The organism is Nocardia rhamnosiphila NBRC 108938, from assembly GCF_000720425.1.
Lineage (GTDB): Bacteria > Actinomycetota > Actinomycetes > Mycobacteriales > Mycobacteriaceae > Nocardia > Nocardia rhamnosiphila.
In genome coordinates this window covers 256,742-270,713 of sequence record NZ_JOAJ01000002.1, presented here as the reverse complement: position 1 = coordinate 270,713, position 13,972 = coordinate 256,742, and the positions used below count along the sequence as shown (strand labels likewise).

Genomic DNA, 13,972 nt, shown 5'->3' with positions numbered 1-13,972 from the left:
TAGGTGGTCCGGTCGGCTTTCCATTGTGCGAAGCGGCATTTTATGCCCTCCCCGGCGGGCCAATAGCGTCGAATTCATGGAATGGAATCTTCGGTCGGCAGAAGAAATGTTGGCGGCATTGCGGGCCGGTGCGGTGACGTCAGTGGAACTGACCGACGAGGCGATCGCTCGTATCGAGCGGGACGATCTGGTGATCAACGCGATCTGTGTACCGTATTTCGACCGGGCGCGGGCCGCCGCGCGCGATGCCGACCGGGCGCGCGCCCGCGGCGAGGACAGGCCGCTGCTCGGTATTCCGGTGACGGTCAAGGAGTCGTACAACATGGCCGGGCTGCCCACCACCTGGGGCATGCCGCAGCACGCGAACTATGTACCCGACGAGGACGCGGTCCAGGTGTCGCGGCTGAAGGCCGCCGGCGCGGTAGTGCTCGGTAAGACCAATGTGCCGCTGATTCTGCGAGATATCCAGACCTTCAACGAGATCTACGGCACCACCAACAATCCGTGGGATCACGGCCGCACGTCGGGTGGGTCGTCCGGCGGCTCGGCGGCGGCCCTGGCGTCCGGATTCGGCGCGCTGTCCATCGGCTCCGACCTCGCCGGTTCGCTGCGCACCCCCGCGCATTTCTGCGGCATCTACGCACACAAGCCGACGCTCGGGTTGGCGCCGACCCGCGGCATGGTCGCGCCGCCCGCGCCGGCGCTGCCGATCGACCTCGACCTCGCCGTCGTCGGCCCGATGGCGCGCACCGCCCGCGACCTCACGCTGTTGCTCGACGTCATGGCCGGACCCGACCCGTTGACCCACGGCGTCGCCTACGACGTCGCACTGCCGCCCGCGCGCCACGAGCGGCTCGCCGACTTCCGTGTCCTGATCATCGAGGACCATCCGCTCATTCCGACCGGATCGGCGGTGCGGGCGGGCGTGAACCGGGTCGCCGAGGCGCTCGTCGACGAAGGCGCCCGTGTCGAACGACACAGTCCGCTGCTGCCCGACCCGACCGAAGCGGCGACGCTCTACATGTTGCTGATGCTGTCGAACGCCGCCGCAAGTCTTCCCGTCGACGTGTACGAACAGCTGCGGACCCGTGCCGCCGCCCTCGGCGCGGACGACCGGAGTCTCGATGCGGCGCGGCTGCGCGGCATGGTGCTCGGCCACCGCGAGTGGGTCGAGGCGAACAACCGTCGCGAACTCCACCGCCACGGCTGGCGGCAGCTCTTCACCGAGTTCGATGCCGTGGTGTGCCCCATCACGCCGACTCCCGCCTTCCCGCATGACCACAACGGAGGTCTGGAGGACCGGCACATCGACATCGACGGCGTCGAGTACCCGTATTTCGACCAGCTCGTCTGGGCCGGTATGGCCACCATGCCCGGCCTGCCCGCCACCGCCATACCCGTGGGCCGGTCCCCCGAGGGGCTGCCGGTGGGAGTGCAGCTCATCGGTCCGATGTTCGAGGACCGCACCCCGCTGCGGCTGGCCGAACTGCTCGAGCAGAAGATCGGCGGCTTCCGGGCACCGGAGTAGGGCCGTCCTACCGGGGAGGTCGGTTCTTCGGCGTGCAGGCACGAAACTCTCGACGGACTTCGGTGCGCGCTCTCCGCAGACAGGTCGGCCGGGTCGGCCACGCGTCAGCGACGGCGCATGAACGCCATGGTGTAGTAGACGTTCTCGATGTTCCGGTCGATCACGCTCACCAGCTCCCAGCCCTGGGTTTCGAGCATCTCGATACCGTTCGTTGGTCAGGTGGACGATGGGCTCGAAGATCACACGCTCGTAGGCTGCCGAGCCCAACACCAAACCGCCCGGCGTAGGCGAGCTCGGTACCAGGTTGCGGCGCGGATAGGACCGCAGGTCCACCGCGCCGTTCAACACGGCGAACACATCGAAAACAGGTCCGGGCGCGGGAACATTCACGGTCCCATGATCCGGTATTCCCGGCGCTCACGATCTCGGTGCCCGCCGACCGTAAAGCATCGGAGCGGGGCACCGGCGAAAGTTGTCGCCCGTCGGTTGCAGAATCTGTCCCCGGGAACGGCAGGCGATAGCAGATATGAGGTTGTCCATGGCGCATGAGCACGACCGGACCGAGGCGTACACGGTCCAGGACCGGGTGACCATGACGGAGTCGGCGCGCGATTTTCTCGACCGTTGGCGGGCCACCATGGACGACGAGCTGGAGCAGTGGCGCCGACGTTATCTACCCGCGGAGTTCCCGTTCGATTTCACCCTCGACTCCCTGGACGCGCTGGAACCGATCGTGCTGGCGCGCTGTCCGGACCGGGCCGCTCCGGGGTCGGCGGGCAATGCGGAGTTCGCCACCGGCACAGTGCGGTATATCGGGGAAGTCCTGTTGCAGGCCACGCCGGCCCGGTGGGGATACCAGGATCGTGGCGACGACGACCTCAACCCCTACAACCGGACCGTGGTCATCCGCTCCAACACCCCACCGGAATTCACCACGGGGGTGATTCCCGAGTTCTATCTCCACCAGCTGGTCCGCGATCGGAAACCCGGCGCGCTGCGGAAATCGGTCGAGCCGCTGCGGAACGCCTGCGCCGAAGCCGGCCACGCAGAGGCACCCGAGACGAACGAAGCAGGCCGTTCGGTTCCCGAGTGGTGTGCTTTCTTCACTCCCGACGAGTACGGCAGGTTCGCCGAGGAGGTGGACGCGGCCGCGGGGTGCTTCGGCGCCGACGGTCAGGACGTCGCGGCCGGCTATGTCACCCTGGCCGCGGGCGATCCGGATCCCGAACTCCACGAGTTCGATCTCACCGGTCTGGCCGGACGATGCCGCGCGAGCGATCCCGACGAGTGGCATTCGCTCTGCTTCGAAGCGATCGACGATTTCTCCACCGCGCAGCCACAACGGGACTGGCTCACCCGGACTTCGTTCGCGCAGGCCGAGGATCTGCTGGAGCCGTGGCTCGCCGATGAGCCCGAACTGCTGTTCGAGGCCGCGCCCGACGACGCCGAACAGCCCTTCTCCGCCCGGCTCGAAGACGGCGGCTATCTGCACATCCTCGCCACGGTTCCGGAATTCGACGAAATGCCGGAGATCACGACGTTCGTTCCGAACTCGGCTGTCCAGGCATGGGGGCTGTCTGCCGAGAAGCTCGTCCACTGGGCGAATCGACATCTGTGAACCCACCCGGCGGCGTTCCTCGCCCCGCTGCGCTGCGCCGAAAGCAGGCACGGAGCGGAGCGCCCCGGGCGGTGCGAACAGCGGCGGTGCGGGCCCCGGCGCCGAGGCGGCGATATCGCGTACCGGCCGCCGGTGTCCGACCACGTCGGTGGGGCCCCGGCGGCCTGCCCGGCACGCCTAATGAGCGGCGGTCCGCCGGAGTTTGGCATTGACGAACTCGCCCATTCCCCAACGTCCCAGTTCACGACCGTATCCGGAACGATTCACCCCGCCGAACGGCAGACCGGGCAGTGTCGTCCCGTGTTCGTTGATGTAGGCCATCCCGACATCGAGCCGATCGGCGACCTCGGCGGCCCGTGCGGTATCGGTGCTCCACACCGACCCGCTCAGCCCGAATTCGACATCGTTGGCCAGGCGCACCGCTTCGTCGGCCGAGGACACCCGGTAGACCATCGCGGCCGGGCCGAAGATCTCCTCCGAGTACGCGTCCATCTCCGGGGTGATACCGGTGAGAACGGCGGGCGCGAGGAACGCGCCGTCGCCGTCCAACGGCTTACCGCCGGTGTGCAGGGTCGCCCCCTGCCGCACGGCGGTGCTGATCTGGTCGGCGACGGTATCGCGCGCGGTGACCGAGGACAACGGCCCCACCTCGGTCTCCGGGTCCGACGGATCGCCGACGACCGCGCGCTCGAACTCGGCCACCAGCCCTTGGACGAAGTCGTCGTAGAGGTCGTCCAGGACGATGAAGCGTTTCGGCGAATTGCACGCCTGACCGGCATTGGACAGGCGCGCCCGGGCGGCGACGCGCACGGTTTCCGCCATATCGTCGGTGTCGAGCAGGATGAACGGGTCGGAACCGCCGAGTTCGAGCACCGACTTCTTCAGATTCTTCGCCGCCTCGGTCGCGACCGCGGCGCCCGCCCGTTCGCTACCGGTCAGCGACACCCCGCGGATCGCCGGATGCGCCAGGAGTTCGGCGATCTGACCGGAACTCGCGTACACGTTGATATACGCGTTCTCGGGGACGGACGCCTCGTGCAGCACATCGGCCATGAGTTTCGATGAGGCCGCGCAGATCGAGGCGTGCTTCAGGATGATCGAATTACCCAGCAGCAGGTTCGGCGCGGCGAAGCGCGCCACCTGGTAGTAGGGATAGTTCCACGGCATCACGCCCACGAGCGGCCCGATCGGCAAGGTCTGGACCACCGATTCCTCGGCGCCCTGGGGGTCGAGCCGCTCGGTGGTCAGCAGATCGGGACCGTGCTCGGCGTACCAGCGGTAGATATCGGCGGCGAGTTGCACTTCCTCGGCCGCCTCCTGCGCCGGTTTACCCATTTCCTTCGTAATGGCCGCGGCCAGCTCGGTGGCGCGTTCCTCGTACAGATCCGCGGTGCGCGCCAGCGCCCGGGCCCGTTCGGCCACCGGGGTGCGGCGCCATTCCTCGAATCCCTCGGCCGCACGTTCGGCGACGACGGAAATCTGGTCGTCGGGCAGTCCGGTGAATTCTTGTTCGGTAGTACCTGTGGTCGGGTTCGTCGTCACATAAGTACTCATGTCACGATGCTACGGATCTGCGGCGTGAGCGACAGGAGGGTCGATTCCGTTATATCGATCCGATTCGTGACCTGCGTTGTCGATATCCTTCCTGATCGTTTATCGGGCGCAGCGGTACCGTCGCTCGCAGGAATTCACCGAGGTGGTCGAGAAGCTGTGGAATTCGTGGCGCGACGGCTTCACGGGCGAACTGGATGTCCGGCCGTCCCAGGTGGCGCTCGCCTGGGTGCTCGGGCGCGGTGCGGACGTCGTGCCGATTCCCGGCACCCGCCATCCCGGGTACGTCCGGGAGAACGCCGGCGCGGTGACCATCGAACTGTCGGCGGAGCAGACGACCCGGCCGAGAAGCCGGCCGACCGGGTCGCCGGGCATCGGTCCCTGCAACCGCAGAACCTGGGAACGGAGGCACCGGCGCCCGCGTAGCCACGGGCAGCGCGCGCGGAGGGCGCGCGCCGGATCAGCTACCGCTACCGGCGGCAGCAGTGGTGGTGGCCGCGAGAACAGCGATGGTGACGGCCTGTATCTCCTGGATGGCCTTGCGAACCGCCGAGCCACCCCACTCGCCCTCGCTGATCGCCTTACCGCGGCTCCGGACCGCGCGTTTGTCCGCCTCGGGCAACAGCTTCGGCAGGAGATCGACAGCGTGCAGGATGGAGATCAATGCGGCGGTGCGGTCGTCGGGGGTGGTGTCGTCGAGTACGGCGGCTCGCACCCGCGCTTCGACGGCGGCCTTCGCGCCGCCGGGCGCCGGTTTCCAGGCCGTGGTGGGGAACAGCTTCCACACTGTGCCGTGGACCTCGGCGATCTCGCCCGCGTCGGCGAGGTCCCGGAGCAGGGCTCCGCGCAGATCTTGGGAACGGCTGCGCCATGACCCGTAGCCGCCCACCTTGCGCACGGCGTCCTTGGGCTTACGGCCGTCGGATACCGCCACGAGCTCGGCGAGGCGCGGATCGCCGGATTCGGTGCCGGTCGCGACGAGCCGTCCCTTCTTCGCGCCCGGTTCATCGGCCTCGGTGAGCCGAAGGGCGCCGTCGAGGGTGAGTTCCACGATGGCGGCACCGGCCAGTGCGGTGGTCAGCTGAGCGGCGCCGGTGCGGGCTCTACCGGTCTCGTTGTCGTAGGCCAGCAACAGGACTTCTTCCGCGATCGTCACCGTCCCGACCCTAGCCAGGCTCCGTGGATCCGGGCAAGAAGTGCGGATCCGGACAATCGCCCGGTGTAGGCCCCGCTTCGCTCAGGCGCTCTCGCGGGCGACGATCCGGTATCCGACGTCCACCGTGGCCGACTCGACCGTCGTGCCGGCCAGCCGCGCCAGCAGCAGATCCGCGGCCCGGGTGCCGATGGCGTCGATATCCACGCTGACCGTGGTGAGAGCCGGATTGAGATGGCGTGACATCTCGAAATCGCCGAATCCGGTGATGGCCAGTCGATCCGGGACCGCGATCCCGCGGCGCTGTGCGGCGAGTACGGCGGCCACGGCGAAGACGTCGGTGGCGAACATGACGGCGGTCGCTTCCGGGAAGCGTTCGAGCGTGGTGTCGAGCAGGGCGACGCCGGTGTCCATGGAGATATCGCGATCGGGGAGTTCGACGATCCGGACCGGTTCGCCGGGCAGGAGTTCGCCGACGGCGCGGGCGAACCCGTCGCGACGGCGCAGCGCGCGGGCGTCACCGGAGCCGATCGTGCCCGCGAAGACCAGCGTGCGGTGGCCACGGGCGACGAGGTGGCGCACCAGGTCGCCGGTGGCGGATTCGTTGGAGAAGCCGACGAGGGTGTCCATGGGGTCGTCGATCCAGTCCCACGTCTCCACGACGGGTGCGCCGTAACTCCGCAGGAGCCGCAACGTTTCCGGGGTGTGCAGGGTGCCGACGATGAAGAAACCGTCGGGGCGGCGCTGGATGAACCCGCGCACCAGATCTTCTTCACGTTCGGGGTGATAGTCGGTGTAGCCGACGATCAACTGGTAACCGGCGGGGGTGAGACGGGTGGCGGCGGCGCGCAGGGTGTCGGAGAAGATCGAGGTGGAGATGACCGGCAGGATCGCGGCAATGGTGCGGCTGCGGTTGGAGGCCAGGCTGCTCGCGGCCAGATTCGGTAGGTAGCCGGTGTCGGCGATGGCGCGTTCGACCCGGTGCCGCGTCTCCTCGGAGACCTGATCCGGGAAGCTCAGCGCACGCGAGACGGTCTGTGCGGAGACACCGGCGGCGCGGCCGACATCCTGCATGGTGACCGACTTCGTGGACGATTTGGCGCGTACGCGCCGGCGCCGCTCCACTTCGGCCACGCCACCTCCCGAAACCCTGTCTCTCGCCGTGTGCGGAGCATACCCGGCGGGATGCGCGTCGACCGGTCCGGCGCATTCACCGAACCGTAGCCCGGGGGATCGAAGGCGCCCCCAGGTTCTTGCGTTACCGCTAACGTTACCGCTAACATTCGTGGCGCAGAACACTATGTGACTACTCGTACAGTGGTCCCGAGGCAGGGAGAAGCAGGATGAATGTGCTGGACGGTATCCGGGTGCTGGATCTGTCGATCGCGATGGCCGGCCCGTTCGCTGCGCAGAAACTGGCTGATCTCGGAGCCGATGTGATCAAGGTCGAGCCGGTGAGCGGTGAATGGCAGCGGCACGTCTCGGCCGGCGGCGCCCGGGGCAACGAGGTGAATGCCTCGTTCCTCTCGCTCAACCGCAATAAGCGTTCGCTATCGATGAACCTGAAGGATCCGAAAGGACGCGAACTGCTCTACGAGCTGGTGCGCGGCGCGGATGTCTTCCTGCAGAACTACCGCCCGGGCGTGGCGGGCCGGCTCGGCGTGGACTACGCGACCCTGCGGGCGATCAAACCGGACCTGGTCTACGTCTCGATGTCGGGCTACGGGGCCACCGGTCCCTACGCCGACCGGCCCGGGCAGGATGTCCTGCTCCAGGCGATGAGCGGCGGGCTGGCGAGTGCGCGGCGCACCGGCGAAGCGCCGCGTCCGGCGCCGTTCTTCCTGGCGGACGCCATCACCGCCTATTCGGCGTTCGAAGGCGCGATGGCTGCGCTGTTCCATCGGGAACGCACCGGCGAGGGCCAGCTCGTCGAGATCAATATGCTCGATTCGCTCATCGCGGCCCAGATGCAGGAGATCAGCGTGGCCACCGTCGGCGGGGTCGCGCAGGAGCCCAGCGACCAGATCCACGCGCATTCCTACATCCGGGCGCCCTACGGTGTCTTCCCCACCTCGGACGGTCATATCGCGCTCTCCTTCGCGGAGATGGACGCCTTGGCCGAGGTGTTCGGTGACGACCGGTTCCGGCGGTACGACGCCGAACGGGACGGGTTCACCCATCGAGACGACATCTCCGCGCTCGTCACCGAGAACCTCGCGGCGAACACCACCGCGCACTGGCTCGACGCGCTCGGGCGCGCCGGAGTGTGGGTGGGCCCGGTGTACGACTACACCCAGCTCCAGGCGGACCCGCAGGTCCGGCACAACCAATCCTTCGTCGAATACGACCATCCCACCGAGGGCACCGTGGTGACCCCCGGTTTCGCGTTCCGGCTGAGCAACCAGACCCAGAAGGTCTACCGGCCGGCGCCGCTCAACGGCCAGCACACCCAGGAAGTTCTGCTGGAACTCGGCGTGAGCACCGAACGGATCGACGAGCTCGAATCCGCCGGCACCGTCCATCGCTACCGGTCTCCGGCCGTCTCCCGGATCTCCTGACCACGCATCACCGAAAGATCTCTCCAATGACTACAACCGCCCCACCGGTTCAGCAGGCACGCCGCGCGGCCGCGGCCTCCGCGGTCGGCAGCCTCGTCGAGTGGTACGACTTCGCGCTCTACGGCGCGGCCGCGGCCCTGGTCTTCAACACCTATTTCTTCGTCGACGCCAGCCCCACCACCGGTCTGCTGGCCTCGTTCGCCACTTTCGCGGTGGGCTATTTCGCCCGTCCGTTCGGCGGTGTGGTGTTCGGGCATCTCGGCGACAAGATCGGCCGCAAACCGGTCATGATCGTCACCCTCGGCATCATGGGCGTCTCGACCGCGCTCATCGGACTGTTGCCGAGTTATCACTCGATCGGTCTCGCCGCCCCGATCCTGCTGGTCCTGCTGCGGATCGTGCAAGGGCTCGGGGCCGGTGCGGAATACGCCGGTGCGGTGGTGCTGTCGTCGGAGGCGGCGCCGCGCGGTCACCGCGGGTTCTACGCCTCGTGGTCGGGCGGGGGTGTCTGGCTCGGTTCGGCGCTGGGCCTGGGCACCTTTCAGGTCGTGCTGTGGCTGACCGGGGACGACTTCGATCAATGGGGCTGGCGGATCCCGTTCCTGATGAGCCTGGTCATGCTGGTGATCAGCCTGTACATCCGGCGCCGCGTCACCGAGACCGAGAGCTTCGAACAGGCGAAGAGCGACGAGACGAAGATCCCGCTACTGGAACTGTTCCGCACGGCCAAGGGCCGCCTGGCGCTGAGCCTCGGCTCGAACTTCATGCTCTCCGGGTTCTCCTATATCCCGCAGGTCTGGGCGTTGAGCTACCTGACCAACGATATCGGTCTCGCGGCCATGGCCGGCCTCGGTATCAATGCCGTGGTCCTGGTGGCGGGGGCGGCGTTCATGCCGTTCTTCGGCCGGATAGGGGACCGGTTCGGCCGGCGCAGACTGTTCCTGTTCGGCGCCGCGTTCGGCATCGTCTGGGCGTTCCCCATGTTCGCCCTCATCGACACCCGCGTCCCCGCGCTGATCATCCTGGCGCTCGTCGTGTGCTTCGTCGGCGCGGTGGCCACCTGCTATGCGGCCCAGGCCGCATTCCTGGCCGAGATGTTCCCGCCGGCCATGCGCTATTCGGGTGTGGCCTTCGCCCGCGAAGTGAGCGGCGCCCTGCTGGGTGGCACCACCCCGCTGATCGCCACCGCCATGTTCGCCGGGTTCGGGCACTGGTGGCCGGTGGCGGTGTGGATGGTGTTCATGGCGACCGTCGCGTTCATCTCCGTCTACCTGTCGAAGCGCTACCGCAGCGATGCCGACCAGAGCAGCGACGACCACTTCAACCATGTGACCGACCGCCCGAGCGACACAGTGTTACGAGGAGTGAACGTATGACCACCCCCGAATTCCGGGACCGGTATTTCGAGGAGTACGTACTCGGTGAAACGGCGACCGGGGGAACCCGGATCATCGACACCGCCGATATCACCCGGTTCGCCGATCTCACCGGGGACCACCACCCGGCCCATACCGATCCGGGCTACGCCGCGCCGAAGTTCGGCAGCGTGATCGCCCACGGTGTGCTCACCTTCGGAGTGGTCGTCGGCCTCACCGTCGAATACAACGGCCGCGCCGTCGCCTACGGCTACGACCGGATCCGGTTCCCCCGCCCCGTCCTCCCCGGCGACACCGTGCGGGCGGCCGCCGAGGTCGTCGATCTCGCCGAACACCGCAATCCACGGATCGGCCTGGTCACCAAGCAGTACACCGGCGTCAACCAGCGCGGTGAGACCGTGCTCGTCTGCAAACACGTACTCGCCGTCGACCGTATGCCGCAGACCGAGGAGCCGAACGAATGACCGACACCGTGGAGCTCGAGAACGTCCTCGCCGCAGCGCATCTGGCGCGCCGTCCGGCCCGGCGCGCGGCCGCCGCCGCACGCGCGGTCTGGCTGCGCGCGATCGCCGCGGGCCTCGACGCCGAGGCCGGGAACCTCGCCGACCTCGCCCACCGGGAGACCGCGCTGCCGCTGCCGCGACTGCGCAACGAACTGGTACGCACCGCTTTCCAGGCCCGCCTCTTCGCCGACCGCCTCGAGCAGGGCACGCTGTTCGAGACCCGGGTGGATCCGGCCGATCCGGACTGGCCCATGGGCGCGCGCCCCGATATCCGGCGCGGATATGTGCCGATCGGCCCGGTGCTGGTCTTCGCGGCCAGTAACTTCCCGTTCGCCTTCTCCGTCGCCGGCGGCGATACCGTGAGCGCGCTCGCGGCAGGGTGTCCGGTCGTGGTCAAGGCGCACGAGGGTCATCCGGAACTGTCCCGGATGACGGCCCGGCTGGTCACCGACCGGCTGCGCGACGCCGGGGCGCCCGAGGGACTCTTCGGCCTGATCGAAGGCAAACAGGCGGGCGCGGCGGCCGTCCGGGACCGCCGGATCCGCGCGGTGGGTTTCACCGGTTCCGAGGCCGGTGGACGCGCGCTGTTCGACCTGGCGGTCTCGCGCCCGGACCCCATCCCGTTCTACGGCGAACTCGGTAGCACCAACCCGGTCCTGGTGACTCGCGCCGGGTGGGCCGCCCGCGCCGACGAGATCGTCACCGGGTTCGCCGGATCCGCCACCCTCGGCTCCGGACAGTTCTGCACCAAACCCGGCGTCGTGCTGGTGCCGGACCTGGCCGGTTTCCTCGAACGGCTGACCCTGCCCGCCGTGGGCCCCATGCTGAACTCGCGGATCGCCGACGGGTTCGGCGCGGCGCTCGCGGCGGTGGCGCGGCATCCGGAGGTCGAGACCGCGCGCACCGGGCCCGACGCGCCCGACGCGCCGAGCGCCGGCATCCTCACCACCACCGCACGCGCCGTGCTCGCCGATCCGGCGCTCGTCACCACCGAGATATTCGGCCCGGCCGCGGTGCTCGTCGAATACGCGGACGCGGCGCAGGCCTTGGCAGTACTGGAACTCGTGGCGGGCACCCTCACCGCGACCGTGCAGGGTGCCGAGGAATCCGATGAGCAGGCCGCAGACGCCCTCGATGTGCTCGCCGAACGCGCGGGCCGGATCATCTGGAACCAGTGGCCCACCGGGGTGACGGTGAGCGACGCCCAGCAGCACGGTGGTCCCTGGCCGGCCACCACCGCGCCCGTCTCGACCTCGGTCGGCACCGCCGCCGCCCTGCGATTCGCGCGTCCGGTCGCCTACCAGAACCTGCCCGCCGCAGCCCTTCCCGAGGAGCTGCGCCGATGACCTGGGCGGGCCTCACCTGGGACCATCCGCGGGGCTATCGGGCGCTGCGGGCCGCGGCCGTCCACCCGGACGCCCCCGCCTGCCCGATCCGCTGGGATATCCAGCCGCTCGAGGGGTTCGAATCGGCGCCCATCGCGGAGACCACGCAACGCTACGACCTGGTGGTCCTGGATCATCCGCACGTCGGCGAGGCGATCGAGACCGGCGCGCTGCAACCGCTCGACGGGCTCTTCACGCCCGCCGAACTGGCCGCCTGGCGAGCCGGGAGCGTCGGGCCGTCGCTGCGGTCCTACGAGATGGCGGACCGGTTGTGGGCGGTGCCGCTGGATGCCGCCACCCAGGTCTGTGTACGCCGGGACAGCGGTATCCCGGTTCCCGATACCTGGTCGCAGGCCGTGGAACTGGCCGGCCGGGTGACGGCCGCGGTCCCGACCTCCGGGCCGCATCTGTTCCTCACCCTGTGCGGCATAGCGGTCGCCCACGGCGCATCTCCCGGTGCCGGCGACGTCTTCCTCGACGAGGCCCGGATCGGCGAGGCGATCGAGACGCTGCGGCATTTCGTCCCCGACCGGCCCGGCGCGGGCAATGACAACCCCATCGCCCTGCTGGAGCGGATGGCCGGCGGTGACGGGCCGGACTTCTGCCCGCACGTCTACGGCTATGTGAACTACACCCGGCGCTCGCGCCCACTGTTGTTCGGGGACGCCCCACGCGGCCGGGCCGGGCGCCGCGGATCGGTCCTGGGCGGTACGGGTATCGCGTTCAGCAGCCGCTGCACCCCGGACGACGCCCTGCTCGACCATGTGCGCTGGCTCATGTCCGCCGGCACCCAGCGCCGGTTTCTCCCCGCCGAAGAAGGACAGCCGGGGCTGGCCGCCGCCTGGGACGACGACACCGTCAACACCGGCAGCCACGACTTCTACCGGGCGACCCGGGCAACCATCGAGGACGCCTGGGTGCGGCCCCGGCACGCGGGTGCCATCGCCTTCCAGAACGCGGGCGCCGCGGCGGTGCGGGCCTGCCTGTTCGACCACCGCGACATCGGCCGGCTCACCCGCGAGGTGAACGACAGCTTCGAGCGCAGCCTCGGGCCGGCCCCGACCTCGAGGACCGTATCGTGACCATCGCCTGGCCACCGGCCGCCGACACCCTGCTCCCGGCCGACCACGACCGCGCCGTCCTCGTCGGGCGGGTGATGGGTGCCGGCGGACCCAGCGTGGTCACCGTGCGCGACGGCCGCCTGATCGATATCACGGCGCGGGTCGCCACCGTGCGTGACCTGGCCGAACACAATGACCCCGCCGCGTTCGTCCGCGGCTGCGACGGCCCGGATCTGGGATCGCTCGCCGAGATCGTCGCCCACACCCCGCCGGAGTTCCGGCGGCCGGGCACCCCGCGACTGCTCGGCCCGATCGACCTGCAGCCGATCAAAGCCGCGGGTGTCACCTTCGTGGTCTCCCTGATGGAACGCGTTATCGAGGAACGCTGCCGCGGTGACGCCACCCTGGCCGACCGGGTGCGCGAGCAGATCACCGAACACATCGGCACCGACCTGTCCGCGCTGACCCCGGGCTCCGCCGAAACCGCCCGGCTCAAGGAGCTACTGGTCGCCGAGGGCTGGTGGAGTCAGTACCTCGAGGTCGGGCTGGGCCCCGACGCCGAGATCTTCACCAAATCCGCGCCGATGGCCGGTGTCGGGACTGCCGCCGATATCGGGGTTCATCCGCGTTCCACCTGGAACAATCCGGAACCCGAAGTGGTACTGCTGATCTCGTCCGCCGGCCGGGCGGTCGGCGCCTGTCTCGGTAACGACGTCAACCTGCGCGATTTCGAGGGCAGGTCGGCGCTGTTGCTCACCGCGGCCAAGGACAACAATGCCTCCGCCGCCGTCGGGCCGTTCGTCCGGTTGTTCGACGGAACCTTCGATCTCGACGCGGTGCGCAAGCTGACGGTGACGCTGCGGGTGCGGGGCATCGACGGATTCACGCTGCGCGCCGAATCGTCCATGGCCGAGATCAGCCGCGACCCACAGGATCTCATCCACCAGCTCATGGGACCTCACCACCAGTATCCCGACGGTGTGGTCCTCTTCCTCGGCACCATGTTCGCCCCGGTCCAGGACCGTGCCGAGCCGGGACTCGGATTCACCCATCATCTGGACGATCTGGTCGCCATCAGCACCCCGGCCCTGGGCAGCCTGATCAACCGGGTCCGCACCAGCGACGACTGCGAACCGTGGCAGTTCGGCACCGCCGATCTGTTCCGCAGCCTGGCCGCTCGGGGACTGCTGTAGTACGGCGAGTGTCGCCGCCGGGGGTGATATCGGCGGTGCCGGCGCC

At 68.9% G+C, this 13,972-nt stretch carries 11 protein-coding genes and 1 pseudogene; 9 read left to right on the top strand and 3 right to left on the bottom strand.

From position 1 onward, the window contains the following. Positions 1-76 precede the first annotated feature (76 nt). Positions 77-1,528, top strand: coding sequence for an amidase (locus IG75_RS0110070; RefSeq protein WP_030520931.1), 1,452 nt, complete (start codon positions 77-79; stop codon positions 1,526-1,528). Positions 1,529-2,066: 538 nt separating this feature from the next. After that, entirely contained in the window at positions 2,067-3,146 is a 1,080-nt protein-coding gene (locus IG75_RS0110060) for a hypothetical protein (protein WP_030520930.1), read from the top strand. Positions 3,147-3,323: 177 nt separating this feature from the next. Here IG75_RS0110060 and IG75_RS0110055 read toward each other — a convergent pair whose 3' ends face one another. Beyond that, positions 3,324-4,700, bottom strand: coding sequence for an NAD-dependent succinate-semialdehyde dehydrogenase (locus tag IG75_RS0110055; RefSeq protein WP_030520929.1), 1,377 nt, complete (start codon positions 4,698-4,700; stop codon positions 3,324-3,326). A 187-nt stretch (positions 4,701-4,887) separates the two neighbouring features. On the opposite strand from IG75_RS0110055, the pseudogene IG75_RS38180 reads away from it, so the two are divergent. Then, positions 4,888-5,123, top strand: a pseudogene (locus IG75_RS38180) (aldo/keto reductase); the annotation flags it as partial. A 34-nt stretch (positions 5,124-5,157) separates the two neighbouring features. Here the strand turns inward: IG75_RS38180 and IG75_RS0110045 are convergent. Together IG75_RS0110045 and IG75_RS0110040 are read right to left on the bottom strand one after the other, a co-directional pair. Further along, positions 5,158-5,853, bottom strand: a complete 696-nt coding sequence (locus tag IG75_RS0110045) for a GOLPH3/VPS74 family protein (protein WP_030520927.1) — start codon at positions 5,851-5,853, stop codon at positions 5,158-5,160. 81 nt (positions 5,854-5,934) lie between these two features. After that, a complete protein-coding gene (locus IG75_RS0110040) occupies positions 5,935-6,984 on the bottom strand; it encodes a LacI family DNA-binding transcriptional regulator (RefSeq protein WP_051714456.1) in 1,050 nt (349 codons plus the stop codon). 209 nt (positions 6,985-7,193) lie between these two features. Here IG75_RS0110040 and IG75_RS0110035 point away from each other — a divergent pair, with 209 nt between their 5' ends. Genes IG75_RS0110035 through IG75_RS0110010 form a run of 6 tightly spaced genes read left to right on the top strand, consistent with a single transcriptional unit; the run spans position 7,194 to position 13,926 of the window. Beyond that, the gene (locus tag IG75_RS0110035) at positions 7,194-8,408 is read left to right on the top strand and encodes a CaiB/BaiF CoA transferase family protein (protein WP_030520925.1); all 1,215 of its coding nucleotides are present in this window, start codon (positions 7,194-7,196) and stop codon (positions 8,406-8,408) included. 26 nt (positions 8,409-8,434) lie between these two features. After that, positions 8,435-9,784, top strand: coding sequence for an MFS transporter (locus tag IG75_RS0110030; protein WP_051714455.1), 1,350 nt, complete (start codon positions 8,435-8,437; stop codon positions 9,782-9,784). Then, the gene (locus IG75_RS0110025; RefSeq protein WP_030520923.1) at positions 9,781-10,248 is read left to right on the top strand and encodes a MaoC family dehydratase; all 468 of its coding nucleotides are present in this window, start codon (positions 9,781-9,783) and stop codon (positions 10,246-10,248) included. The genes IG75_RS0110030 and IG75_RS0110025 overlap by 4 nt, the downstream gene beginning before the upstream one ends. Then, positions 10,245-11,633: an aldehyde dehydrogenase (NADP(+)) gene (locus IG75_RS0110020; protein WP_030520922.1), complete on the top strand. Its 1,389-nt coding sequence runs from the start codon at positions 10,245-10,247 to the stop codon at positions 11,631-11,633. Before IG75_RS0110025 ends, IG75_RS0110020 begins: the two co-directional genes overlap by 4 nt. Continuing rightward, positions 11,630-12,754 carry a type 2 periplasmic-binding domain-containing protein gene (locus IG75_RS0110015; RefSeq protein ID WP_051714454.1) on the top strand — a complete coding sequence of 375 codons (1,125 nt, stop codon included), beginning with the start codon at positions 11,630-11,632 and terminating at the stop codon, positions 12,752-12,754. The genes IG75_RS0110020 and IG75_RS0110015 overlap by 4 nt, the downstream gene beginning before the upstream one ends. Then, a complete protein-coding gene (locus IG75_RS0110010) occupies positions 12,751-13,926 on the top strand; it encodes a fumarylacetoacetate hydrolase family protein (protein WP_030520920.1) in 1,176 nt (391 codons plus the stop codon). Before IG75_RS0110015 ends, IG75_RS0110010 begins: the two co-directional genes overlap by 4 nt. Positions 13,927-13,972 lie beyond the last annotated feature (46 nt).

Bases quoted from the DNA above. Each gene is read 5' to 3' on its own strand.
- IG75_RS0110070 (WP_030520931.1), top strand. From the start codon at position 77: ATGGAATGGAATCTTCGGTCGGCAGAAGAAATGTTGGCGGCATTGCGG.
- IG75_RS0110060 (WP_030520930.1), top strand. From the start codon at position 2,067: ATGGCGCATGAGCACGACCGGACCGAGGCGTACACGGTCCAGGACCGG.
- IG75_RS0110055 (WP_030520929.1), bottom strand. From the start codon at position 4,700: ATGAGTACTTATGTGACGACGAACCCGACCACAGGTACTACCGAACAA.
- IG75_RS0110035 (WP_030520925.1), top strand. From the start codon at position 7,194: ATGAATGTGCTGGACGGTATCCGGGTGCTGGATCTGTCGATCGCGATG.
- IG75_RS0110030 (WP_051714455.1), top strand. From the start codon at position 8,435: ATGACTACAACCGCCCCACCGGTTCAGCAGGCACGCCGCGCGGCCGCG.
- IG75_RS0110025 (WP_030520923.1), top strand. From the start codon at position 9,781: ATGACCACCCCCGAATTCCGGGACCGGTATTTCGAGGAGTACGTACTC.
- IG75_RS0110020 (WP_030520922.1), top strand. From the start codon at position 10,245: ATGACCGACACCGTGGAGCTCGAGAACGTCCTCGCCGCAGCGCATCTG.
- IG75_RS0110015 (WP_051714454.1), top strand. From the start codon at position 11,630: ATGACCTGGGCGGGCCTCACCTGGGACCATCCGCGGGGCTATCGGGCG.